This is a genomic window from Gymnodinialimonas ulvae (genome assembly GCF_037543845.1).
In the GTDB taxonomy this organism is placed as follows: domain Bacteria; phylum Pseudomonadota; class Alphaproteobacteria; order Rhodobacterales; family Rhodobacteraceae; genus Gymnodinialimonas; species Gymnodinialimonas ulvae.
The window spans coordinates 880,727-901,785 of the sequence record NZ_JBBIFX010000001.1 but is presented as its reverse complement, the minus strand read 5'-3'; the positions used below and the strand labels follow the sequence as shown (position 1 = coordinate 901,785).

The window sequence follows — 21,059 nt, the reverse complement described above, 5'->3', positions numbered from 1 at the left end:
AGACCGATGGGCGATGGCGCGCGGTGCGCTGCTGGCGATCACTGTTTTGCTCATGGGGGCCGCCTTGCTCGGTCTGTCGGGGTGGTTCATTACCGCAACGGGATTGGCCGGGCTTGCAGGTATCGGTATCGCCTTCGACGTCTTTCGACCCTCGGCTGGCGTGAGGTTTCTGGCCTTGGGTCGCGCGGCCGCGCGATATGGCGAACGATTGCTGACCCATGATACGACCCTTCGAGCGCTGGCAGCTCTTCGCGTAGTCCTTTTGCGCGGCTTTGCACGAAGCGATGCCCGAGAGCTAGCAAAGTTACGTGGTGAAGGCGCGTTGACGCAGATCGTCTCCGACGTGGATGCCCTCGACGGCGTTGTCCTGCGGCTCATCCTGCCGCTTGGCGCTGCGATCGTGACATATGCACTCGTTTTCGCGGCGCTTGGTCTCATCGTTGGCTGGCCGGTGGCCGCGGTTGTCGGCGGTCTCTACCTCTCATTAGGGTTAGTCGTCCTTGTGCGCCTTGGGCGCGGCACATTGGCACCCGCCAGTACAGCTGAGGCGCAAAGCCAGTTCTTGCGCCGCGGCATGATTGACATGATCAGGGATCGAGAAGCCCTGATTGTCGATGCAGCCCTAAAACGTAAAGAAGATCGTCTGCGCCAGATAGACGAAACGGCCCGAGAGGCCGCGAGACAACTCGATCGCGCAGAACGCATGTCGGGTTTCTGGATGTCGCTGCTTGTCGCCGGCGTTGCGATGAGCGCTTTTCTAATGGGAGCGGTCCTTCTCGACGCAGGGTCTGTTGGGCCAGCCAAAGCTGTTATCGGATTATTCGTTGCACTGGCGCTCGCGGAAGCGCTTATGCCGCTCAGACGTGGTGTCTCTGAACTTGGACGCATGTCCGGGGCTGCAGCGCGCATCAGCAACCTTCTTCCGAGAATAGATCAAACAGACAACCGGTCAGGCCAGGTCGATGCGCCGCTGCTTTTACTTCGGTTGCCAGGTGGCGAGCAAGAATTCCGAGCCGGAGAGACCGTGGCTTTAACGGGGCCATCCGGTGTGGGCAAATCCATGCTGTTGATGCAGATCGCCGGGCTATCACCAAGTTCGAGGGTTCTCGTGAAAGGCCACAAGCCAGACGCATACGCCGACGACGCGTTGCGCAAGGTCGTGTCGATGCTCCCGCAACGCAGTTCCCTGATCGCTGGGACAGTGCGTGACAACTTGTCAATCAGTGGCGATTTCACGGATGCCGAGATGTGGAATGCGCTTCAGACTGTCGTTCTGGCAGATGCGCTTGTAGCGCGCGAAGGTCTTGACACGAAGCTTGTAGAAGGGGGCGCAGGCTTGTCGGGCGGGCAGTCGAGACGCTTGGCCTTGGCCCGTAACCTACTGAAAAAGAGCGATATACTTCTTCTTGATGAACCCACTGAGGGCCTTGATGCTGAGACTGCAGATGCTGTCATTCAAGGGGTTCGCGCCGCTTTGCCTAATGTGCTCATCGTCGCGGCCATGCACGATGGGGCTGATCACCCTGTCTTCAAGAAGTCGATCAAGCTTTCTGCCTGACTTGGTGATGTTGTCACCAAGGTTTTTCGGTGTGCTGACGTACACTGCCTCCTGAAGATTTGTGGAGCCCGACTAGGCCCTTGCTGACCAGGCCGGACGCCGCACGCTACTTAGGAGGGCTTTCAATGGAGCTAGATGTCGTAGAGCTGTCGCGCCTGCAATTTGCGATGACAGCCATGTATCACTTTCTCTTCGTGCCGCTGACGCTCGGTCTGTCGATCATCGTCGCGATCATGGAGACCGTCTATGTCATGACTGGCCGGCCGATCTGGCGGCAAATGACAAAATTCTGGGGCACGCTGTTTGGGATCAATTTTGTCCTCGGCGTCGCAACCGGTATCACCATGGAATTCCAGTTCGGAATGAACTGGAGCTATTACAGCCACTACGTGGGCGACATTTTCGGCGCACCTCTTGCGATCGAGGGCCTGATGGCCTTCTTCCTTGAAGCGACGTTCGTCGGGCTGTTCTTCTTTGGATGGGACAAGCTGAGCAAGGTCCAGCACCTTGTTGTTGCATGGCTTGTGGCACTCGGCTCCAACTTCTCGGCGCTCTGGATCCTGATCGCCAACGGGTGGATGCAGAACCCGGTCGGCGCGGAGTTCAATCCGGACACGATGCGCATGGAGATGACGTCATTCTTCGATGTCCTTTTCAATGAGGTGGCCCAGGCGAAGTTCGTCCACACCGTCTCAGCCGGTTACGTCACAGCGGCGGTTTTTGTCCTTGGTGTCTCGGCGTGGTATCTCCTGAAAAACCGCCATGTCGAACTGGCTCGCCGTTCCATCACGGTTGCAGCGTCTTTCGGTCTTGCGGCGGCGCTGTCCGTTGTTGTCCTGGGCGACGAGTCCGGCTACTCGGCCAGCCACACACAACGCATGAAGCTCGCCGCAATTGAGGCGATGTGGGAAACAGAACCCGCACCTGCGTCGTTCACGGCCATTGGTTTCCCAGATCAGGAAGCCCGTGAAACCCACTACGCCGTGCACATTCCGTGGGCCATGGGCATCATCGGAACGCGGTCGCTGACCCAGGAAATCCCGGGCATCGAAGAACTCGTCGAAGAAGCACATGAACGGGTCGAGCGCGGTATTGTCGCCTATGATGCGCTGCAGACCATCCGTGAACAGCGTGATGCCACTCCGGCGGATATACGCGCGACCTTCGAAGAGCATTCGGGCGATCTCGGATTTGCCTATCTGCTGCTACGCTACGTGGATGATCCGCGTGAAGCGACACCTGAGCAAATCGCGCAAGCGGCGGAAGACACCGTTCCAACCGTCTGGCCACTTTTCTGGGCCTTCCGGATCATGGTGGGGCTGGGTTTCGCCTTCATCGGCGTTATGGCGTATTTCTTCTATCGCTCGTCCTTCAAGGGGCAGACCTATCCGCGTTGGGCGCTTTGGGCCGCTGTGGTCGCGATCCCGACGCCGTGGATCGCCGCCGAAATGGGGTGGTTCGTGGCCGAATTCGGGCGCCAGCCCTGGACCGTGGATGGCGTACTGCCAACCGCACTGTCGGCCAGCCACCTGAGCGTCGCTGATCTGCTGATCACGCTTGCGGGCTTCATGCTGTTTTACTCGATCCTCTTCGTTGTCGAGATCGGCCTGATGCTGAAATACATCCGCAAGGGCCCGTTCCAGGATGTGGCAGAGACCGACGCATGGGAAGCACGGCACGAACACCGCCTGCGCACCCATGACGGCAAAGGGCCATTTGCACCTGCCGGTGCACGCGCGGCTTCTGCAGTTGATGACGGCCTTTCCGGCGCAAGCGCAACCCCCGCGGAGTAAGACACATGATCCTCTATGAACTCATCGACTACGAAACCTTGCGGGTGATCTGGTGGGCGCTTCTGGGCGTGCTTCTGATCGGCTTCGCACTCACCGACGGCTTCGATATGGGGGTGGGCGCGCTCCTCCCCTTTGTCGCCAAGACGGACGTGGAACGCCGCGTTGTCATCAACACAGTCGGTCCAGTCTGGGAAGGGAACCAGGTCTGGTTCATCCTCGGCGGTGGCGCGATCTTTGCAGCCTGGCCCCCGCTTTATGCGGTTAGCTTTTCGGGTTTTTACCTTGCAATGTTTGTCGTGCTTGCGGCCTTTATCGTGCGCCCCGTGGCCTTCAAGTATCGCTCAAAGCGGGATAGTGCCACCTGGCGGAATAGCTGGGACTGGGCACTGTTTGCTGGCGGTGCCGTCCCCGCGCTGCTCTTCGGGGTTGCGGTTGGCAATGTGCTGCTGGGTGTGCCGTTTCATCTGAACGACATGCTGATGCCGCGCTATGATGGCAACTTCCTGATCAAGTTCCTGGGCCTCCTTCGTCCCTTCGCGCTACTGGCCGGTGTCGTATCCTTTTCGATGCTGCTCATGCATGGAGCGGCTTGGCTCAGCCTCAAATCCGAAGGTTTGATCGCCAATCGCGCCCGCCGGATCGGGACCTATGCCGGGATCGTAGCGATGGCAGGCTACGCGCTTGCCGGGCTCTGGCTGGCTGTTGGGATCGACGGCTTTGCGTTTGTCGGCGAGGTGGTCACCGATGGGCCGTCCAATCCGCTCTACTCCGAAGTGGCGCGGGGTGGATCCTGGCTCTCAGCTTATGCGGAGCGTCCATGGATCGCGGTTGCCCCCATCATGGGCTTTGTCGGAATGGCGCTGGCACTGCGGGGCCTGATCGCTGGCCGCGAGGTGTCCACGCTGCTGTGGTCGAAGCTTGGGATCACAGGCGTGATCTCTTCGGTTGGGCTGACGATGTTTCCGTTCATCCTTCCGTCGACCGTTGATCCAAACAGCTCGCTGACTGTGTGGGATAGTTCATCCTCGCATATGACGCTCTTCATCATGCTGGTCTGCACCGTGATCTTTATGCCTTTGATCCTGATGTACACCGCGTGGGTCTACAAAGTGCTCTGGGGCAAGGTCACCGAGGCCGACGTCACCAGCAACTCCGACACTGTCTACTGAGAAAGGAACAAGCTGATGTGGTATTTCGCTTGGCTGCTTGGCCTTCCACTCGCTGCAATCTTCGCCGTCATGAACGCCATGTGGCTCGAGCTGCAGCGTGACCGGAAGCTTGCGGAAGAAGACGACGAACCGGCGCCGGTCGTTGTCGGGGAATAAGGGACGAGGTGCGCGTCGACTGTGTGTGACGCGTCCCGACCCGAGGAGGAACGATGGATAGAAGATCATTTTTGACTGCTGCCCTTGCTGGCGGTGTAGCCGCTGGATTGGTCACGCGTGGCGAGCAAGCCAGCGCCCAGACAATCCAGACATCTGCGAAGATCGTCATCATAGGCGCCGGCGCGGCCGGTATGGCTCTGGCAAACAGGTTGGTGCGGCGCCTCGATGGCGCGCAGATCACGATGATCGACCCGCGCCCCAATCACTTGTATCAGCCTGGCCTGACCCTTGTTGCGGCGGGGCTCAAACCCGCCAGCTACGTGGTCTCTGAGAATTCGGATTGGTTGCCCGGCGGCGTGTCGTTTGTCGCCGACAAGGTGTCCGCCGTGGATGCGATCAGCAAGACTGTTTCGACCGAAGGTGGCCAGACGGTGGACTATGACTGGCTGGTCGTCGCACCTGGTCTGGTCTTGGATCACGATGCTATCGACGGCTTCAGCCTCGACATGGTCGGCGAGAACGGGATTGGCGCGCTTTACGCAGGGCCCGAATACGCGGCAAAGACATGGACCGCAGCCAGCCGCTTCACCGAAGAGGGCGGCACGGGACTTTTTACCCGGCCTGCCACGGAAATGAAATGTGCCGGTGCGCCGCTTAAGCACACCTTCCTGATCGACGATATCGCGCGCCGGGCAGGCAATTCCGGCCGGGTCAACATGGTCTATGCCGCGCCGCAAGGGTCGCTCTTCGGGGTGCCGATCGTGGCCGAGAAAGTCCGCATGCTGTTCGAGGACCGCGGTGTCGACACCATGATGAACCGCACGTTGACGGCAATCGACTCGGGCACGAAGCGCGCGACCTTCGCGACCGAGACCGGGACGGAAGAGGTCGATTACGACTACATCCACGTCATCCCGCCGCAACGCGCGCCGGAGTTCGTGGTCCAGTCGGGTCTGGCCTGGGCTGACCGCTGGACGGATCAGGGCTGGGTCGAATGTGACATGCAGACCCTGCAGCATCTGCGCTTCCCCGAAATTTTCGCGCTTGGCGACGTGGCCGGAGTGCCCAAGGGCAAAACGGCAGCCTCGGTCAAGTGGCAGGTTCCGGTTGTCGAGGATCACCTGATTGCGGCCATCGAAGGTCGTGAGGGGACGGAAACCTACAATGGCTACACATCCTGCCCACTGATCACCCGCATCGGCAGCGCGATGCTGGTGGAGTTTGATTACAACAACAACCTGACCCCGTCCTTCCCGGGCATGATTGCGCCATTGGAAGAGCTGTGGATCAGCTGGTTGATGAAGGAAGTGGCGCTGAAAGCCACCTACAATGCCATGCTGCGTGGCAGGGCCTGAGGAGGGCGAGAGATGAAAGACCTGACATTCGGAACCCTTATTGCCGTCTTCGAAGAGATTTTTGGGCGTGGCTTGTTCTGGGCAATGGTGGTTGCAGCTGCTTTGGTGACACTGGCCTACCTTTTCGTTCTCATTCGCGATCGTGCTGTGAGCTGGAAGAAATTCCTGATTGCCCAGCTGTCCATGCCTGTTGGTGCTGTCCTCGCGGTCTGGTTCGTGATGGTAATGACCAAATCCAAACTGTCCGATCTAGGCGGGCCCGTCGACCTGATCGTGTTCCTTGGCATTGGTGCGGCAGGGGCGGTTGGTATGGCGATCCTCGTCTACACGCTCGAAGCGCTATTGGGCACGAAACGAACCAAAGGTGAGGCGGATCTTTGACCGCAACATCTAATTGGTAGACACTGTCATGCAAATTCCCGATCTCGACACAGCTCCAACACGGCAAGAGCCTTGGCTCGCGCATTTCCCGATCACCCTCTTCGGGTCAACCATGGGGCTGTTTGGCCTTGCGTTAGCTGCACGGGCAGCAGGTCTTACGGCCGTTTCTGACGGCGTCGCCGGGGCAGGGGCCTTGGTGCTTTTGGGTTTGTTGGCGCTCTACATAGCGAAAGCCATTCGGTTTCCCGGACACGTGGCTGAGGAATGGAACCACCCGGTCCGCCTGATGTTTTTTCCAGCGGCCAACATCTCGATCTTGCTGCTGGCGCTGTTGCTGCAGGATATCGCTCCGACGCTGTCCACCGCGTTATGGGTTTTTGCAGCAAGCATGCAGGCGGTCCTCACGCTTGTGATCGTCTCGGCCTGGATGTCTCACAGGGCTTTTCCGCATCAGACCCTGTCGCCGGCATGGTTCATTCCAGCAGTCGCCAATGTGATCGTGCCCTTGGGTGGCGTGCATTTGGGGCTTCAAGAGCCAAGCTGGTACTTTTTCTCGGTCGGTATCATTTTCTGGCTGATCCTGCTCACGCTTGTCTTTAACCGGATCATTTTCCACGATCCTTTGCCCGGAAAGCTGCAGCCGACACTCGTCATTTTGATAGCACCGCCTGCGGTTGGCTTCCTGGCCTGGATCGAACTGAACGGCGGTCAGATCGACGCATTCGCGCGCATCTTAATGAACACCGGCTTGTTCTTCGCGGGGCTGGTCGCGCTGCAGGTGCCGGCGCTGCTGCGGCTCCCTTTCGCTCTGTCTTTCTGGGCGTTGTCGTTCCCGCTTGCTGCGCTGACGACCGCCGTTTTCAGATACGCGGCGCTCACCGGATCTGACCCGTTTCGCGTGTCAGGCTTTGCTTTGCTTGGCCTGCTCGCTCTCACCATCCTCGTGATCGGCGTGCGCACAATCCGTGCCGCCTTTGCCGGGGATATCTGCAAACCGGAATAACTCCGAAAACGATAGGAAAAACCATGAAGAAACTCCTCCTCTCCGCGGTTCTTGTCATGTCATCAGCCGTTTCCGCTTTCGCGGAAGGCCCGAGCAACGTTGTCACAGTTGTGACCTCGCCCGATCCCCAAACGCAGCTGATGTCGATGGTGCTGACCATGCAGGCGGCACAGCAAGGGGCCTCAGCTCACATCTTGCTTTGTGGTCCCGCTGGGGATCTGGCCCTCAAGGACGCGCCGGAAAGCGCGACGACCGGACAGCCTCCGCGCGACATGAGCCCGCAAGGCCTTATGCAGATGATCCAGACCAATGCTGGCGCGACGGTCGAGGTCTGCGCGATCTATCTGCCGGGGCGTGGAGAGGGACCCGAGGTGCTGCTTGATGGCATTGGCGTCGCGAACCCGGGCGAAATGGCAGCCAGACTCATGGATCCCGATGCCCGTGTCTTGAGCTTCTAAGAGGCCGCCGGGGCTGCGGTACCTTGAGTGCTGCGGCCCCTTTGACTCCTTTCAGCTGACTTTCTATTCGTCGGAAACTTTACCGCGCATCTGCTTTGCAACGATGAGCGAGGCCGGTAGTGCAGCGGCGAAACCAATGCCAGCTGCGATCAACAGCGGCACCAATGTATCGTACCCCAGTACCAGCGACACGACGATCGCAGATCCCGCGAGGGTCGTACTGATGAGAGAGTAGAGTATGCCAGCCAATCCAAACATGCCGTGATTCCTTTTGCAGACAGTAGCCCGACGATAGGGGTCCTCATCGATATTTCATTGATATAGATCAATAAGATAACCGAAATTCAGTCAGGACGCTGCGAGCTGCTCTCGCGCTGTCTTTAGGCAGCTTGCGACATCGCGATACGTATCGGCGTTTGGAGAGCTCTTGCGCCATGCAAGTGCCACGTCGCGGGGGATCGCCCCTTCTACATTCCCAAGATGCAGGTGATGGGTCTTCGAGATGCCAGCATCCACAGCGAGCTTTGGCAGGAGAGTGATCCCAAGGTCTTCTTCGACCATAGCGACAAGCGTCGACAGGCTTGTCGCCGAAAAACTCTCATCCTCGTCAAGGTTGATGCCGGAGAAACTGGAAAGTGCGTGTCTTTGCAAACAGTGACCTTTTTCCAGCAGCAGAAGGTGGCGATCCACCAAATCATCGGCGCCGACCTTGTCTCGGTTGCCCAATGGATGATCCGCGGGCGTTGCGAGATAGTATCCGTCCGAGAAAAGGGCTTCTGTCTCGATCTGCGGCGGGAGCGGATGGGGGAGGGCGAGCAACAGAAGGTCCAGACGACCGTCGATCAACCCTTCGACCAGTTGGTCCGTGAGCTCCTCGCGCAGATAGAATTTCGTGTCAGGCAGGCGCTGGCGCAGGAGTGGCATGGCCCTTGGCATGAGGTACGGACCAACCGTGGGGATTGTTCCAAGCCGAATGCTTGAGGTCCCGGCGGAGTTCTCTCGCTCTGCACGGTCTTCGAAGTCCTGGACCTCGGAAAGAATACCCCGCGCGCGCTCCGCCAACTCCCTGCCGACAGGTGTCATCATGACATTGTGTTTCGTCCGCTCCGCGACTTGAACGCCAAGACGTTCCTCCATCTCCTTCAAGCCGGTCGACAAGGTCGACTGCGTGACGTTGCAAAGCTCAGAGGCGCGCGAAAAATTCTGCGTCTCGTCCAAAGCGACGAGAAAGCGGAGTTGGCGAAGGGTTGTCATCGGTAATCGCTTTATTGAATGACGGTGTGCGATACAATCAATTTCTCAAATAAATCTACATCTCCTATGTAACGCGCAAGGCGCTAACAGAAGGAAGATGACCATGAACGCACATACACCGGTACCGAACGAAGCCCCCGTGGGTTTGCCCCGTCTGAACGAGCCAGCGCCCGCCTTTGACGCGCTGACAACGGACGGCCGCAAAACCAACGAAGACTACAAAGGAAAGTGGCTGATCCTGTTCTCCCATCCCGCAGATTTCACACCTGTCTGCACCACGGAATTCATGGCGTTTGCCAATCGCGCCGATGATTTCGCAGCACTGGATACCGAGCTGCTGGGTCTGTCGATCGACAGCCACTATGCGCACATCGCATGGATGCGTTCCATCAAGGACACGTTCGGCGTTGAGATTCCGTTCCCGATCATCGCGGACCTCGACATGAAGGTGGCGCAGGCTTTTGGCATGATCCAGCCCGGCGCATCCGATACGCAGGCCGTGCGCGCAACGTTCATCATCGACCCTGAAGGCATCTTACGGGCGATGGTGTACTATCCGATGACCAACGGGCGCTCGGTCGACGAATTCGTTCGTTTGGTGACGGCCCTGCAAACATCGGACGAAAACAAGGTTGCAACACCAGAGAACTGGCAACCCGGCGACGATGTGATCGTACCGCCCCCCGCGACTGCCTCGGCCGCTGAAGCCCGCATGGCGGAAGGGTTTGAAACCAAGGACTGGTATTTCTCGACCAAGTCCCTCTGACTATCCTTCGGAAGGCCCGGCGACGTCAGAAGCAGCGACGTCGCGCCTGATACCAAATGCTTCATCTGGAACGGCAAAATGGAAACAACATGGATCGACAAATTCAAAGGCCTTAGCCGCCTCCCTGCAGAGATCAGAGATGAACTGGTGTCGGGAAGCGAGATCGTCGGGGTCCCACCCGGAACGCAGATCTTTGCTCCGGGGCAGACTGCGGATAACCTTTGGTTGCTTCTGGACGGCACCGTCAAGGTCCAGCAAAAATCCGACACGGGACGAGAGGTGTTTCTTTACCGCGTTCACGCAGGTGAAAGCTGCGTTCTGACGACGGCCTGCATGCTCGCGTTTGAGGACTATGCTGCTGAGGGGACTTCTGAGACCGACGTCGAAGCGGTTGCGATCCCAAGGAAGACATTCGACGATCTCGTTGCGAAATCGCCGGTGTTTCGTGAGTTTGTCTTCACTGCCTATTCGCGGCGGATCACCGATCTGTTCACCTTGATCGACGATATCGTCTTCCAACGCATGGACGTACGCTTGGCCTCCCGTCTACTGAAACTGGCTGACGAGCAGGGTGTTGTCCACGCGACCCATGCTGTTTTGGGAACAGAACTGGGTACGGCGCGCGAAGTCATTTCGCGAACACTTTCCGAGTTTCATCGTCGTGGGTGGATCGAACAATCCCGTGGCGAAGTGTACTTGACGGATCGTGACGGACTCGAGCGGTTGGTCAAGTCTGCTGGCGCGTAGTCAACACAGCATCAAAAGGCGATAGGTCCAACCTTAAAAGAGTTCATGATGACACAGGACACACGTGCATTCTGGAATAGGGTGGCGCGGCGCTACGCTCAAATGGATATTCGCAATCCAGACGCCTATGAACAGACGCTGGACAGCATTCGTGCGAACTTGTCTGAGAAGGATTGTGTGCTGGAACTGGGGTGCGGAACAGGGACGACAGCGTTCAGATTGGCTCAGAACGTTCGTCGTTATGTGGCAAGTGACTACTCATCTGAGATGATCGACATTGCCATGGAGAGACAGCCACCCGAGACACGCGAGAACCTAGACTTTCATGTCGGGCAGATCGGCGACGAGAACCACCCAACCGGGCCCTTCAACATGGTCCTTTGTTTCAATTTCCTACATCTCCTAGACGACAGAAAAACGATACTCGCGAAAATCCACATGTCCCTTGAACCCGGGGGCTTGTTTGTCTCGAAGACACCTTGCGTCAGCGGATTATTCACGCTGCTACGACCCGTTGTTTTGATCCTTCATGCTTTCGCAAAGGCTCCCTGTTTCAAGTTTCTGTCATCGAAGCGGCTGGAAACAGAGATCAAGACTGCAGGCTTCGAAATCATTGAGACCGCACGCCACCCGGAAGGGTCTGTGAGGCACGTTATCGTCGCAAAAAAGCTCAATAATACAACGGCGTAGATCGCTTCCGCTGACGGTGAGGCGGACGATAATTCGCCTAACATGCACGTCTTTTTTGAGTTTGGTGACTTGGTCACCAAAGCTGTGAGCCATGCTGTGCGATAGCGTCACCAGAGATTCTCAATGGAGTGAAACATGACCACCAACATGGGAAAATTTGATCGTGGCGGACGCCTCGCGATTGCTGCGGTTCTGCTGTTTCTTGCCTTTGGCACCAGTGCCTTGGGCGCAGGCATCCTGTCCTGGCTGGCACTGATCGTCGCTGGCGTCTTCACGCTGACGGCGTTTGTCGGCAACTGCCCGCTTTACAGCGTCATTGGCCTCAAGACGTGCAAGGACTGCTGATGATCGAGACTGCTTTCACTCCGATCGCGTCCCTCGCAGGGGGCGTTCTGATTGGCATCGCCTCGACACTTTTGATGCTGACTTTGGGACGGGTCATGGGCGCAACGGGCGTCCTTGCCGGTCTGTTTCAACCGGCCTCGTCCCAGGACTTTGCATGGCGCGCCGCACTCCTTGCCGGCATGGTGAGTGGTCCTGCGCTTGTCTGGCTGATGTCGGGTGAAATGCCTGCGGTCGAGGTGCCGATTTCAACGGTCGCGCTGATCGTTGGAGGCCTGATCGTGGGTGTAGGCGTGACCTATGGCGCCGGCTGTACGTCCGGGCATGGAGTTTGCGGGATGGCGCGACTGTCACCGCGCTCTATCGCAGCCACCGTGACGTTCATGATCTTCACGGGGGTGACTGTTTACCTCGTTCGTCATGTGTTCGGAGGCTGAAACATATGCGTCTTCTTTCAACTTATCTGATCGGGCTGATCTTTGGTGTCGGGATTTCGATCTCAGGCATGGCGAACCCCGCCAAGGTTCTGAACTTCTTCGACATTGCGGGCACGTGGGATCCTTCGCTGATCTTCGTCATGGGCGGGGCACTGGTGACCACCTTCATCGGCTACAAGATCGTTATCGGTCGGTCGGCGCCCGTGTTCGAAAGCGGATTCAGCGTTCCAACCAACCGCACGATTGATGCGCGTTTGATCGCAGGGTCGGCTGTCTTTGGCATTGGCTGGGGTATCGCGGGATTCTGCCCCGGTGGCGCGCTTCCCGCGCTTGGCACTGGTCGCTGGGAAGTGATCGCCTTCACCGCGGCCCTTATCGCGGGGATCTTCCTCGCCAAATTCACTCAATCCATCGGAACAACGAAGACGTAACCCGCGTCTTGAGGAGGAAAAAATGACCGACCACCCAGTCGATATCACCGTGAAACCCGACGTTCAGGCTTTCTTTGACGAAGCTACTAACACCATCACCTATATCGTCAAGGATCCGGCTTCGAACAGCTGCGCCATCGTCGATAGCGTGATGGATATCGACTACTCCGCCGGCCGCATCACGTTTGATCATGCTGATGAGCTGATCCGCCAGATTGAGACTCAAGGTCTCAAACTGGAATGGATCATCGAAACGCATGTGCACGCAGACCACCTGAGTGCTGCGCCCTACATCCAGCAGAAACTGGGCGGCAAGATCGGTGTCGGCTCTAAAATCACCGTCGTGCAGGAAACCTTCGGCAAGGTCTTCAACGAAGGCACCGAGTTCGAACGCGATGGCTCGCAGTTCGATGCGCTGTTCGAGGACGGCGACACCTACATGGTCGGTGAGATGCAGTGCTTCGCCACGTACACGCCGGGCCACACACCCGCATGCATGGTTCATGTGATGGGCGATGCCGCGTTCGTGGGCGATACGCTGTTCATGCCGGACGGCGGATCGGCGCGCTGTGACTTCCCCGGCGGTTCAGCCGAAGAGCTTTACGACAGCATCCAGAAGGTGCTGGCGCTGCCTGACGAGACGCGGCTGTTCATGTGCCATGACTATGGTCCCAATGGCCGAGCGATTGCGTGGGAAACCACCGTGGCAGAGCAGAAAGCGTCCAATATCCACGTGGGCGAGGGCAAGACGAAAGAGGATTTCGTCAAGTTCCGTACCGAGCGTGATGCACAGCTCTCTATGCCGAAACTCATCATTCCATCCCTGCAAGTGAACATGCGCGCAGGCGAAGTGCCGACGGATCAAGATGGCAACCCAATGCTCAAAGTGCCGGTCAACGGCCTCTAAAGAAAGAAAACAAAATGAAATCGATCATGCTGGCGACCGTTGTCGCTCTCTCAGCAACCGCGGCGCTTGCAGAAGGTCAAATGCCCGGTGCCCATTTCATCGAAAACTGGGATTTGGATCAGGACGGTGCTGTCAGCCTTGAAGACATCACCACCCGCCGCGGCGATGTTTTCCTGACCTTCGACGCCGACGAAAACGGCGCGCTCGATGCTGAAGAATACGTGTATTTCGACGAAGCCCGCGCCAACGACATGGAAAACAACGGTGGCCATGGTCAAGGGAATGGGATGCGTCGCGCCTCCGAAGGCATGACACTTGCCTTCAACGATACTGATGGCAACGGCGAAGTATCCCGCGAGGAATTCCTTGCGCACTCGGCAGATTGGTTGGCCATGCTCGATCGAAATGGTGACGGCGGCGTCACGACCGCCGATTTCGGTCGGCAATAGGGAGGAAACCCATGGAATTGAAGAGAATAACTGACAAGGTCTCAGTCAGTCCACAAATCACTCCGGACGATATTGAGGAGCTGGCCGGTCAGGGCTTTCGGGCCATCATCTGCAACCGGCCCGATGGAGAAGGGGCGGACCAACCTTCATTCGAAGAAATCGAAGCCGCGGCCAAGGCTGCGGGCATCGAGGCACGCTACGTGCCCGTACAGTCCGGCATGGTCCGCGATGAAGACGTTGCTGCCTTTGGCACGGCTTTGAAGGAGACACAGCGTCCGGTGCTGGCCTATTGCCGGACCGGAACGCGATCTGCGACCTTGTGGTCCTTCCACGAAAGCAAGAAGCGCCCGATGCCGGAGATCCTCGCCGCAACGAAGGCTGCTGGCTATGACATGAACGGTGTCGCGCGGCGTATCGCCAATGGTGGCAAGACACCCACCGACACGGGCGACGCGCATTACGAAGTGGTGATCGTGGGCGCAGGGGCAGGGGGCATTTCGGTTGCCGCGAGCCTGAAGTCTCGCAAACCGGGTCTCAATATCGCTGTGATCGATCCGGCGGATATTCACTACTATCAACCTGGCTGGACAATGGTTGGTGGTGGCGTGTTCGATCCGCAAACCACTGCCAAAACCATGGGCTCCCTCATTCCCCAAGGCGTTCATTGGATCAAATCGGCGGTGGCCGCCTTTGAGCCGCAGAACAATGCCGTCATCCTCGATGGCTGCCGCGTTGTGAAATACGATCGTCTGGTCGTTTGCCCGGGTCTCAAGCTGGATTGGGACGCCGTTGAAGGCCTTGAGGAGACGCTAGGCCGCAACGGTGTGACGTCCAATTATCGCTATGATCTTGCGCCTTATACCTGGCAACTTGTGCAGGAGTTGAAGGAAGGCCGTGCGCTCTTCACCCAGCCTCCCATGCCTATCAAGTGCGCGGGCGCGCCACAAAAGGCCATGTATCTGTCCGGTGATGCCTGGCACCGTGATGGCCGTTTGAAGAACATTGACATCCAGTTCATGAATGCGGGCGGCGTCCTGTTCGGCGTGAAGGACTATGTCCCGGCGCTCGAACAATACATTGAGAAGTATGACGCGACGCTGAACTTCTTCCACAACCTGACCTCGGTTGATGGCCCGGCAAAGACCGCCACCTTCAAGGTCGCCAAGCCTGACACAGATCCGACCGAGGTGACGGTCGAGTTTGACATGATGCACGTTTGCCCGCCTCAGGTGGCACCGGACTTCATCCGCGTCTCCCCACTGGCCGATGCGGCAGGCTGGGTCGACGTGGATCAATCGACGCTACGCCACAAGAGCTTCGACAATATCTGGTCGCTTGGTGATGTCATGAACGCGCCCAACGCCAAAACGGCTGCCGCTGCGCGCAAACAGGCGCCTACGGTGGGTGACAACATTGTGGCCGATATCGCGGGTCGTTCGCCCACATCCGCCTATGACGGCTATGGCTCCTGCCCGCTCACGGTGGAGCGCGGCAAGATCGTGCTGGCAGAGTTCGGCTATGGCGGCGTTCTCAAGCCCAGCTTCCCCTCCTTCCTGCTGGATGGCACGAAGCCGAGCCGCGCGGCGTGGTTCCTCAAAGAAACGATGCTGCCACCGATCTACTGGAAGGCCATGCTGAAAGGCAAAGAGTGGATGGCCAAACCTGAAAAGATCAAGGTCGCAGCCGAGTAAGGCTGCGCCCCTAACTCGCAAAACCTCCCTTCTTGCGCGATGACTGGCGGACGAACTCCTGTGCGAACAGAAGAGTTCGTCCGCTCCTATTTGACGGAAAAGATGATGTCCCATTCCTTGCGCCGGTTCGTTCCAATCCTTGACTGGGGTCGCCAGTACGACCGCAAGGCATTGTCGAACGACATGATCGCGGCGGTGATCGTCACGATCATGTTGATCCCACAGTCGCTGGCCTACGCATTGCTTGCTGGTTTGCCCCCGGAAGCGGGGATCTATGCCTCTATCGCGCCCATCATCTTATATGCGGTTTTCGGGACCAGCCGCGCCTTGGCCGTTGGGCCGGTGGCCGTTGTCTCCCTTCTGACCGCGTCAGCTATCGGGCAGGTAGCCGAGCAGGGGACCGCCGGGTACGCGGTCGCAGCCCTCACGCTGGCCTTCTTGTCAGGCGGGTTTCTGGTGCTCTTGGGCGTGTTGCGCCTTGGCTTTCTGGCGAATTTCCTGAGCCACCCGGTGATCGCCGGGTTCATCACCGCTTCGGGTATTCTGATCGCGACAAGTCAGTTGAAACACATCCTCGGTGTCAGCGCCCACGGTCACACGTTGCCCGAGATGTTGGCTTCGATCTTTGCGCACCTGAATGAAGTCAACTGGATCACGGTGCTCCTTGGTGTCAGTGCGGCCGGGTTCCTGTTTTGGGTCCGGGGCAATCTCAAACCGCTCTTGAAGCGGCTTGGCACCGGGCCATTGCTCACCGATCTGCTGGCGAAAGGTGGCCCTGTCTTCGCAGTCGTGGGAACAACGCTGGCCGTGTGGGGTGGGGGACTCGCTGAACTGGGCGTGAAGATCGTAGGCGACGTGCCCCAAAGTCTACCGCCACTCACCATGCCGGGCCTGTCGGGCGAACTCGTCGGCGCGCTGTTGATCCCCGCAGTTTTGATTTCGATCATCGGCTTTGTGGAAAGCGTATCGGTTGCCCAAACGCTCGCGGCCAAGAAACGTCAACGTATCGACCCTGATCAGGAACTGATCGGGCTGGGTGCGGCCAATCTTGGGGCCGCATTCACCGGCGGTTTCCCCGTGACGGGTGGCTTCTCGCGGTCTGTTGTGAATTTCGACGCAGGTTCAGAAACCCCGGCCGCCGGGATTTACACCGCAATCGGTCTGGCGTTCGCCGCGGTGGCGCTGACGCCACTGGTGTACTTCCTGCCCAATGCGACCTTGGCGGCAACTATTATCGTGGCAGTCCTTTCACTCGTGGACCTGTCGATCCTAAAAAAGACTTGTGGATATTCCCGTGCTGACTTCATTGCCGTGGCTGCCACGATCCTTCTGACACTTGGCATGGGAGTCGAAGTCGGCGTGGCAAGCGGGGTGATTATTTCAGTCCTTCTGCATCTTTACAAAACGTCCCGGCCTCACGTGGCCGAAGTGGGTCTTGTCCCCGGCTCTCAGCACTTCCGCAATATCCATCGGCATGAAGTTGAAACGATCCCGTCGCTTGTGACCTTGCGCGTCGATGAAAGCCTTTATTTCGTGAATGCCCGGTTCCTCGAGGATCTGATCCAATCCCGCGTCACCGACGGGTGCGAGGTGCAAAACGTGGTACTGATGTTCTCCGCAGTGAACGCGGTGGACTATTCTGCGCTTGAAAGTCTAGAAGCAATCAATGCCCGTCTCAAGGATATGAGCATTGGCCTGCACTTGTCAGAAGTTAAGGGACCTGTGATGGATCGTCTGAAACGCTCACACCTGATAGAGGATTTGAACGGAAAGATATTTCTGTCCCAGTATGACGCTTGGAAGGAACTCACCCGAGCTCCAGTGCCTCAAGCCGCCGTGTGAACCCAAGTCACCTAGCAAAGTGCTCTTAAGGACGCTCTCGGACTACCGAGTGCGAGCGCTTGCTGGCTATTGTTACAAAATATTAGAACAACATTTTTTTCTTATTGCGCGGATCGATTGAAGATCGGACAGACTCGCTGGGTCGTCTGCTGCCTATGCCGCTGTTCCGACCATGCGCAATCACCGCCATTGGCTTGTCTTTGCGCGGTGCAGGGTGGCAGATTTTCCTTCATGTGCGTATGGTGTGCATTACGAGTACGTCTTAGGTTCTGGCGCGCCCGAGGAGATCGCTGAATGCACTTGAACGCAGCCACTCAGGCCGCGCGGTTGTCTACTGCTCCCATGATGGACTGGACAGACAGCCATTGCCGATACCTGCATCGACTGATGTCGCGGCAGGCGTTGCTTTATACGGAAATGGTCACGGCGCCGGCAATTACACGGGGCGATGCGGAGCGGTTTCTGGCCTATGACCCTGCGGAGCATCCCTTGGCCTTGCAGATTGGCGGCTCTGATCCCACGGAATTGGCGCAGGCGACGCGGATTGCGGCGCAGTATGGCTATGACGAAATCAACCTAAACGTTGGCTGCCCGTCGGACCGGGTCCAATCTGGCTGTTTCGGAGCCGTTTTGATGCGGCAACCGGCGTTGGTCGCGGATTGTGTCAAGGCGATGCAGGATCAGACCGCGATCGAGATTACCGTGAAGTGTCGCATCGGTGTCGACGAGCAAGACCCGCACGAGGCACTGCCACGCTTCCTTGATGCGATGCTCGGGGCCGGGGTCCGGCGCGCGACCGTGCATGCGCGCAAGGCCTGGCTGGAGGGGTTGAGCCCGAAGCAGAACCGCGATGTGCCACCGCTTGATTATCCTCTGATTTACCGTATGAAACAGGCGTTTTCCGATATTCATCTGTCCATCAACGGCGGCATTGCCACGCTTGACGAGGCGGAGGCGCATCTGGCGCAGGGAATGGACGGCGTGATGGTCGGGCGCGCGGCCTACCACACGCCCGCCGAAATCCTTCTAGACGCCGACGCGCGGATATACGGCGCGGAAGCGACAAGCCGCACCGCAGAGGAGATCGCCTTTGCCATGCTGCCGTACATCGACGCGCATCTGGCAACCGGCGGACGGCTGAACCAGATCACGCGCCATATGTTGGGCCTTTTCGCCGGACGCCCCGGCGCGCGTGGCTGGAAAAGAGCGCTGTCGGAGGAGGCGCACAAAGACGGCGCGGGGCCGGAGGTGATCCTGCGCGCGCTTGATCACGTCACACAGCACGCCGCCTGAGCCCCCGATTTCCGATTGCGATGCACGGGGGTCAGGGCTATACCGCCCTGCACGCACCCATAGCTCAGCTGGATAGAGCGCTGCCCTCCGAAGGCAGAGGTCAAAGGTTCGAATCCTTTTGGGTGCGCCATTCTCCCCTTGCATGACCCGCGCCGTTTGGATTGTGTTCGCCAGATTGCCGTCCACGAAAGGTCCGTCGATGCAGGTTTCAGTTTCCGATATTCATGCCGTGTCCGAGGCCGCGTTGCGTGCTCATGGGGCAGGGGCATTTCAAGCGGATCAAGTGGCCCGCGCCGTGGCCCGTGCGGAAGAGACTGAAAACATCATCTGCGGGCTCTATTACCTCGACAGCTACTGCATCCAACTGGCTTCAGGCCGGGTGAACGGCACGGTCGAGCCCGCGGTGACGCGGCCCAAACCGGGCGTCGTGTTGACCAATGCACGCTTCGGCTTTGCGCAACCTGCATTCGCACGTGGCCTGCCGCAGGCGCTGGATGCCGCAAAGGAAAACGGTGTCGCAACCTTCTCCGTCGCGCATGCCCACACCTGCACGTCGCTTGGTTTTTTCACCGAACAGATCGCGGCGCAGGGGTTGATCGGCATGGGTTTCACCAACGCTTCGGCCATCGTGGCAGCCCCGGGTGGCCGTGCGCCGGTTCTTGGTACAAACCCGATCGCGATGACCATTCCCGGCGACGGTACGCCCGCGATGCATGCAGATTTTTCGACCTCGGCGGTGGCACTTGGCAAGATCACAATGGCCAAGGCCGCGGGAGAGACCATTCCGCTGGGATGGGCCGTTGATGCCTCGGGGAAGCCAACGACAGATCCAGAGGCCGCGCTCGCAGGCGCGCTGGTGAGTGCTGCGGGGCCGAAAGGATGGGCGTTCGGTCTTTTGGTCGAGGTGATGGCGGCCGGCTTGACCGGGTCGGTCAATTCACTCGATGTGCGGGGGCTGAAGCTCGCTGATGGCGCGCCGCACGACCTGGGGCAGACGTATCTGCTGATTGACCCGGAGGCCCATTCAGGCGGCGATGTCATGCGCGCACGCCTTGCGCGGGTCGCGGATGTGATCGCGTTGGATGGCGGCGACGGACGCATTCCCGGCGTGCCACGCAGGCAAATTGATCCGGTCGAAGTTCCCGATGTTCTCTGGGCACAGGCCCAGGCGCTGGCCCGCGCTTAGGCGTCGTCGGTTTTCGCGGATGACATGTTGGCCGCCGCCGCGTCACGGGCGGCAGCCTCTTTGCGTTTGGCCAGGACGGTCCATCCGGCATAGGCCGCCGCGAGAACAACGAATACGGCGATATGTCGAATGGCCATTGGTCTTACTCCGCTGCTTGTGTTCGTTTCGGAAGCACCCAATTGGGACGCGGGAAATGACAAGTGTAGCCATTCGGAATCCGCTCCAGATAATCCTGATGCTCTGGTTCAGCTTCCCAGAAATCGCCTACGGGCTCAACCTCGGTGACAACCGGGCCAGGCCAAATCCCGCTATGGTTGACATCGGCGATGGTGTCGAGTGCCGTCTGACGCTGGTCCTCGTCTAGGTAGTAGATCGCGGACCGATAGCTCATGCCACGGTCATTGCCTTGACGGTTGAGTGTGGTCGGGTCGTGGATCTGAAAGAAGAACTCCAACAATGTCCGGTAGCTTATGAGCTCGGGATCATAAACGATTTCAATGCCTTCCGCGTGGGTTCCGTGATTGCGATACGTCGCGTTGGGAACGTCACCGCCGGTATAGCCCACCCGTGTCGATTGAACGCCCGGAAGTTTGCGGATCAGATCCTGCATACCCCAAAAACAGCCACCGGCCAGAACTGCACGTTGTGTGCTCATGCCACATCCTCCACTTGATCCACGTATGCGCCATAGCCCTCGGCTTCCATATCATCGCGATGGATGAACCGCAGGCTGGCGGAATTGATGCAATATCTCAGGCCACCCCGGTCGCGCGGGCCATCCGGGAACACGTGGCCCAGATGGCTATCGCCGTGTTTCGAACGCACCTCGGTGCGGATCATGCCGGCGGTGGTGTCGCGATGCTCGGTCACATTGTCGATGGGTTTGGTAAACGACGGCCAGCCGCAGCCGCTCTCGAACTTGTCACCGGACGCAAAAAGCGGCTCACCCGAGACAATATCGACGTAGATGCCGGGCGCCTTGTTATCGAGATATTCGCCCGTGCCGGGGCGCTCTGTGCCGCTTTGCTGGGTGACGCGGTACTGCTCAGGCGTCAGCGTCGCGATCACGTCGGGGTTCTTGGTGTAGTCGGTCATGATCTTCCCCTTTTGGTTTCAGGCCAGAATATGGGGAGGCTTTGGTCACTTGTCCA

Annotated in this window: 25 protein-coding genes and 1 tRNA gene; 21 read left to right on the top strand and 5 right to left on the bottom strand. The window is 58.6% G+C overall.

Annotated elements, in window-relative coordinates; genetic code table 11:
- The first annotated feature begins 13 nt into the window (after positions 1-13).
- The 8 genes from V8J83_RS04365 (at position 14) to V8J83_RS04330 (ending at position 7,873) form a co-directional block, all read left to right on the top strand.
- Positions 14-1,558 (top strand): amino acid ABC transporter ATP-binding/permease protein, encoded by a 1,545-nt coding sequence (locus V8J83_RS04365; protein WP_339983840.1) that lies wholly within the window; start codon positions 14-16, stop codon positions 1,556-1,558.
- Positions 1,559-1,683: 125 nt separating this feature from the next.
- Positions 1,684-3,351 (top strand): cytochrome ubiquinol oxidase subunit I, encoded by a 1,668-nt coding sequence (locus V8J83_RS04360; RefSeq protein WP_339983838.1) that lies wholly within the window; start codon positions 1,684-1,686, stop codon positions 3,349-3,351.
- Positions 3,352-3,356: 5 nt separating this feature from the next.
- Positions 3,357-4,520 carry a cytochrome d ubiquinol oxidase subunit II gene (gene cydB / locus V8J83_RS04355; protein ID WP_339983836.1) on the top strand — a complete coding sequence of 388 codons (1,164 nt, stop codon included), beginning with the start codon at positions 3,357-3,359 and terminating at the stop codon, positions 4,518-4,520.
- A gap of 15 nt (positions 4,521-4,535) precedes the next feature.
- Positions 4,536-4,676: a cytochrome bd-I oxidase subunit CydX gene (cydX, locus tag V8J83_RS04350; RefSeq protein ID WP_339983834.1), complete on the top strand. Its 141-nt coding sequence runs from the start codon at positions 4,536-4,538 to the stop codon at positions 4,674-4,676.
- A 53-nt stretch (positions 4,677-4,729) separates the two neighbouring features.
- Positions 4,730-6,031: an NAD(P)/FAD-dependent oxidoreductase gene (locus V8J83_RS04345; RefSeq protein ID WP_339983832.1), complete on the top strand. Its 1,302-nt coding sequence runs from the start codon at positions 4,730-4,732 to the stop codon at positions 6,029-6,031.
- A 12-nt stretch (positions 6,032-6,043) separates the two neighbouring features.
- Positions 6,044-6,412 carry a DUF5368 domain-containing protein gene (locus V8J83_RS04340; protein ID WP_339983830.1) on the top strand — a complete coding sequence of 123 codons (369 nt, stop codon included), beginning with the start codon at positions 6,044-6,046 and terminating at the stop codon, positions 6,410-6,412.
- A 28-nt stretch (positions 6,413-6,440) separates the two neighbouring features.
- Positions 6,441-7,415 carry an SLAC1 anion channel family protein gene (locus V8J83_RS04335; RefSeq protein ID WP_339983828.1) on the top strand — a complete coding sequence of 325 codons (975 nt, stop codon included), beginning with the start codon at positions 6,441-6,443 and terminating at the stop codon, positions 7,413-7,415.
- A 23-nt stretch (positions 7,416-7,438) separates the two neighbouring features.
- Entirely contained in the window at positions 7,439-7,873 is a 435-nt protein-coding gene (locus V8J83_RS04330; protein ID WP_339983826.1) for a DsrE family protein, read from the top strand.
- A gap of 63 nt (positions 7,874-7,936) precedes the next feature.
- Here V8J83_RS04330 and V8J83_RS04325 read toward each other — a convergent pair whose 3' ends face one another.
- Together V8J83_RS04325 and V8J83_RS04320 are read right to left on the bottom strand one after the other, a co-directional pair.
- Entirely contained in the window at positions 7,937-8,131 is a 195-nt protein-coding gene (locus tag V8J83_RS04325; protein ID WP_339983824.1) for a CTP synthetase, read from the bottom strand.
- 90 nt (positions 8,132-8,221) lie between these two features.
- Positions 8,222-9,127, bottom strand: coding sequence for a LysR substrate-binding domain-containing protein (locus tag V8J83_RS04320; RefSeq protein WP_339983822.1), 906 nt, complete (start codon positions 9,125-9,127; stop codon positions 8,222-8,224).
- Positions 9,128-9,230: 103 nt separating this feature from the next.
- Here V8J83_RS04320 and V8J83_RS04315 point away from each other — a divergent pair, with 103 nt between their 5' ends.
- The 13 genes from V8J83_RS04315 to V8J83_RS04255 all read left to right on the top strand — a co-directional run bounded on the left by V8J83_RS04315 (position 9,231) and on the right by V8J83_RS04255 (position 19,908).
- Positions 9,231-9,893, top strand: coding sequence for a peroxiredoxin (locus V8J83_RS04315; RefSeq protein ID WP_339983820.1), 663 nt, complete (start codon positions 9,231-9,233; stop codon positions 9,891-9,893).
- A 78-nt stretch (positions 9,894-9,971) separates the two neighbouring features.
- A complete protein-coding gene (locus V8J83_RS04310) occupies positions 9,972-10,640 on the top strand; it encodes a Crp/Fnr family transcriptional regulator (protein ID WP_339983818.1) in 669 nt (222 codons plus the stop codon).
- Between the two features lie 48 nt (positions 10,641-10,688).
- Positions 10,689-11,330: a class I SAM-dependent methyltransferase gene (locus tag V8J83_RS04305; protein ID WP_339983816.1), complete on the top strand. Its 642-nt coding sequence runs from the start codon at positions 10,689-10,691 to the stop codon at positions 11,328-11,330.
- 135 nt (positions 11,331-11,465) lie between these two features.
- Positions 11,466-11,675, top strand: coding sequence for a YgaP family membrane protein (locus V8J83_RS04300; RefSeq protein ID WP_339983814.1), 210 nt, complete (start codon positions 11,466-11,468; stop codon positions 11,673-11,675).
- Positions 11,675-12,109 carry a YeeE/YedE family protein gene (locus V8J83_RS04295; RefSeq protein ID WP_339983812.1) on the top strand — a complete coding sequence of 145 codons (435 nt, stop codon included), beginning with the start codon at positions 11,675-11,677 and terminating at the stop codon, positions 12,107-12,109. Before V8J83_RS04300 ends, V8J83_RS04295 begins: the two co-directional genes overlap by 1 nt.
- 5 nt (positions 12,110-12,114) lie before the next feature.
- The gene (locus tag V8J83_RS04290; protein ID WP_339983810.1) at positions 12,115-12,540 is read left to right on the top strand and encodes a DUF6691 family protein; all 426 of its coding nucleotides are present in this window, start codon (positions 12,115-12,117) and stop codon (positions 12,538-12,540) included.
- A 22-nt stretch (positions 12,541-12,562) separates the two neighbouring features.
- The gene (locus tag V8J83_RS04285; protein ID WP_339983809.1) at positions 12,563-13,447 is read left to right on the top strand and encodes an MBL fold metallo-hydrolase; all 885 of its coding nucleotides are present in this window, start codon (positions 12,563-12,565) and stop codon (positions 13,445-13,447) included.
- Positions 13,448-13,461: 14 nt separating this feature from the next.
- A complete protein-coding gene (locus V8J83_RS04280) occupies positions 13,462-13,896 on the top strand; it encodes an EF-hand domain-containing protein (RefSeq protein ID WP_339983808.1) in 435 nt (144 codons plus the stop codon).
- 11 nt (positions 13,897-13,907) lie between these two features.
- Positions 13,908-15,587, top strand: a complete 1,680-nt coding sequence (locus tag V8J83_RS04275) for a bifunctional protein tyrosine phosphatase family protein/NAD(P)/FAD-dependent oxidoreductase (protein ID WP_339983806.1) — start codon at positions 13,908-13,910, stop codon at positions 15,585-15,587.
- A 105-nt stretch (positions 15,588-15,692) separates the two neighbouring features.
- A complete protein-coding gene (locus tag V8J83_RS04270; protein WP_339985988.1) occupies positions 15,693-17,429 on the top strand; it encodes a SulP family inorganic anion transporter in 1,737 nt (578 codons plus the stop codon).
- 294 nt (positions 17,430-17,723) lie between these two features.
- Positions 17,724-18,722, top strand: coding sequence for a tRNA dihydrouridine(20/20a) synthase DusA (gene dusA / locus V8J83_RS04265; protein WP_339983804.1), 999 nt, complete (start codon positions 17,724-17,726; stop codon positions 18,720-18,722).
- Positions 18,723-18,775: 53 nt separating this feature from the next.
- Positions 18,776-18,852, top strand: a tRNA-Arg gene (locus V8J83_RS04260).
- A gap of 69 nt (positions 18,853-18,921) precedes the next feature.
- Positions 18,922-19,908, top strand: coding sequence for an Ldh family oxidoreductase (locus V8J83_RS04255; protein ID WP_339983802.1), 987 nt, complete (start codon positions 18,922-18,924; stop codon positions 19,906-19,908).
- Here the strand turns inward: V8J83_RS04255 and V8J83_RS04250 are convergent.
- From V8J83_RS04250 to msrB, 3 genes are read right to left on the bottom strand one after another with little or no spacing between them, the layout of a single operon-like run.
- The gene (locus V8J83_RS04250; RefSeq protein ID WP_339983800.1) at positions 19,905-20,045 is read right to left on the bottom strand and encodes a hypothetical protein; all 141 of its coding nucleotides are present in this window, start codon (positions 20,043-20,045) and stop codon (positions 19,905-19,907) included. The two genes, V8J83_RS04255 and V8J83_RS04250, sit on opposite strands and share 4 nt — an antisense overlap.
- 5 nt (positions 20,046-20,050) lie before the next feature.
- Positions 20,051-20,563, bottom strand: a complete 513-nt coding sequence (gene msrA / locus V8J83_RS04245) for a peptide-methionine (S)-S-oxide reductase MsrA (protein WP_339983798.1) — start codon at positions 20,561-20,563, stop codon at positions 20,051-20,053.
- A complete protein-coding gene (msrB, locus tag V8J83_RS04240; protein ID WP_339983796.1) occupies positions 20,560-21,003 on the bottom strand; it encodes a peptide-methionine (R)-S-oxide reductase MsrB in 444 nt (147 codons plus the stop codon). Before msrB ends, msrA begins: the two co-directional genes overlap by 4 nt.
- Between the last annotated feature and the right edge of the window lie 56 nt (positions 21,004-21,059).

Coding starts and splice junctions, on each gene's coding strand:
- V8J83_RS04365 (WP_339983840.1), top strand. CDS start 14: ATGGCGCGCGGTGCGCTGCTGGCGATCACTGTTTTGCTCATGGGGGCC.
- V8J83_RS04360 (WP_339983838.1), top strand. CDS start 1,684: ATGGAGCTAGATGTCGTAGAGCTGTCGCGCCTGCAATTTGCGATGACA.
- cydB (WP_339983836.1), top strand. CDS start 3,357: ATGATCCTCTATGAACTCATCGACTACGAAACCTTGCGGGTGATCTGG.
- cydX (WP_339983834.1), top strand. CDS start 4,536: ATGTGGTATTTCGCTTGGCTGCTTGGCCTTCCACTCGCTGCAATCTTC.
- V8J83_RS04345 (WP_339983832.1), top strand. CDS start 4,730: ATGGATAGAAGATCATTTTTGACTGCTGCCCTTGCTGGCGGTGTAGCC.
- V8J83_RS04340 (WP_339983830.1), top strand. CDS start 6,044: ATGAAAGACCTGACATTCGGAACCCTTATTGCCGTCTTCGAAGAGATT.
- V8J83_RS04335 (WP_339983828.1), top strand. CDS start 6,441: ATGCAAATTCCCGATCTCGACACAGCTCCAACACGGCAAGAGCCTTGG.
- V8J83_RS04330 (WP_339983826.1), top strand. CDS start 7,439: ATGAAGAAACTCCTCCTCTCCGCGGTTCTTGTCATGTCATCAGCCGTT.
- V8J83_RS04325 (WP_339983824.1), bottom strand. CDS start 8,131: ATGTTTGGATTGGCTGGCATACTCTACTCTCTCATCAGTACGACCCTC.
- V8J83_RS04320 (WP_339983822.1), bottom strand. CDS start 9,127: ATGACAACCCTTCGCCAACTCCGCTTTCTCGTCGCTTTGGACGAGACG.
- V8J83_RS04315 (WP_339983820.1), top strand. CDS start 9,231: ATGAACGCACATACACCGGTACCGAACGAAGCCCCCGTGGGTTTGCCC.
- V8J83_RS04310 (WP_339983818.1), top strand. CDS start 9,972: ATGGAAACAACATGGATCGACAAATTCAAAGGCCTTAGCCGCCTCCCT.
- V8J83_RS04305 (WP_339983816.1), top strand. CDS start 10,689: ATGACACAGGACACACGTGCATTCTGGAATAGGGTGGCGCGGCGCTAC.
- V8J83_RS04300 (WP_339983814.1), top strand. CDS start 11,466: ATGACCACCAACATGGGAAAATTTGATCGTGGCGGACGCCTCGCGATT.
- V8J83_RS04295 (WP_339983812.1), top strand. CDS start 11,675: ATGATCGAGACTGCTTTCACTCCGATCGCGTCCCTCGCAGGGGGCGTT.
- V8J83_RS04290 (WP_339983810.1), top strand. CDS start 12,115: ATGCGTCTTCTTTCAACTTATCTGATCGGGCTGATCTTTGGTGTCGGG.
- V8J83_RS04285 (WP_339983809.1), top strand. CDS start 12,563: ATGACCGACCACCCAGTCGATATCACCGTGAAACCCGACGTTCAGGCT.
- V8J83_RS04280 (WP_339983808.1), top strand. CDS start 13,462: ATGAAATCGATCATGCTGGCGACCGTTGTCGCTCTCTCAGCAACCGCG.
- V8J83_RS04275 (WP_339983806.1), top strand. CDS start 13,908: ATGGAATTGAAGAGAATAACTGACAAGGTCTCAGTCAGTCCACAAATC.
- V8J83_RS04270 (WP_339985988.1), top strand. CDS start 15,693: ATGTCCCATTCCTTGCGCCGGTTCGTTCCAATCCTTGACTGGGGTCGC.
- dusA (WP_339983804.1), top strand. CDS start 17,724: ATGCACTTGAACGCAGCCACTCAGGCCGCGCGGTTGTCTACTGCTCCC.
- V8J83_RS04255 (WP_339983802.1), top strand. CDS start 18,922: ATGCAGGTTTCAGTTTCCGATATTCATGCCGTGTCCGAGGCCGCGTTG.
- V8J83_RS04250 (WP_339983800.1), bottom strand. CDS start 20,045: ATGGCCATTCGACATATCGCCGTATTCGTTGTTCTCGCGGCGGCCTAT.
- msrA (WP_339983798.1), bottom strand. CDS start 20,563: ATGAGCACACAACGTGCAGTTCTGGCCGGTGGCTGTTTTTGGGGTATG.
- msrB (WP_339983796.1), bottom strand. CDS start 21,003: ATGACCGACTACACCAAGAACCCCGACGTGATCGCGACGCTGACGCCT.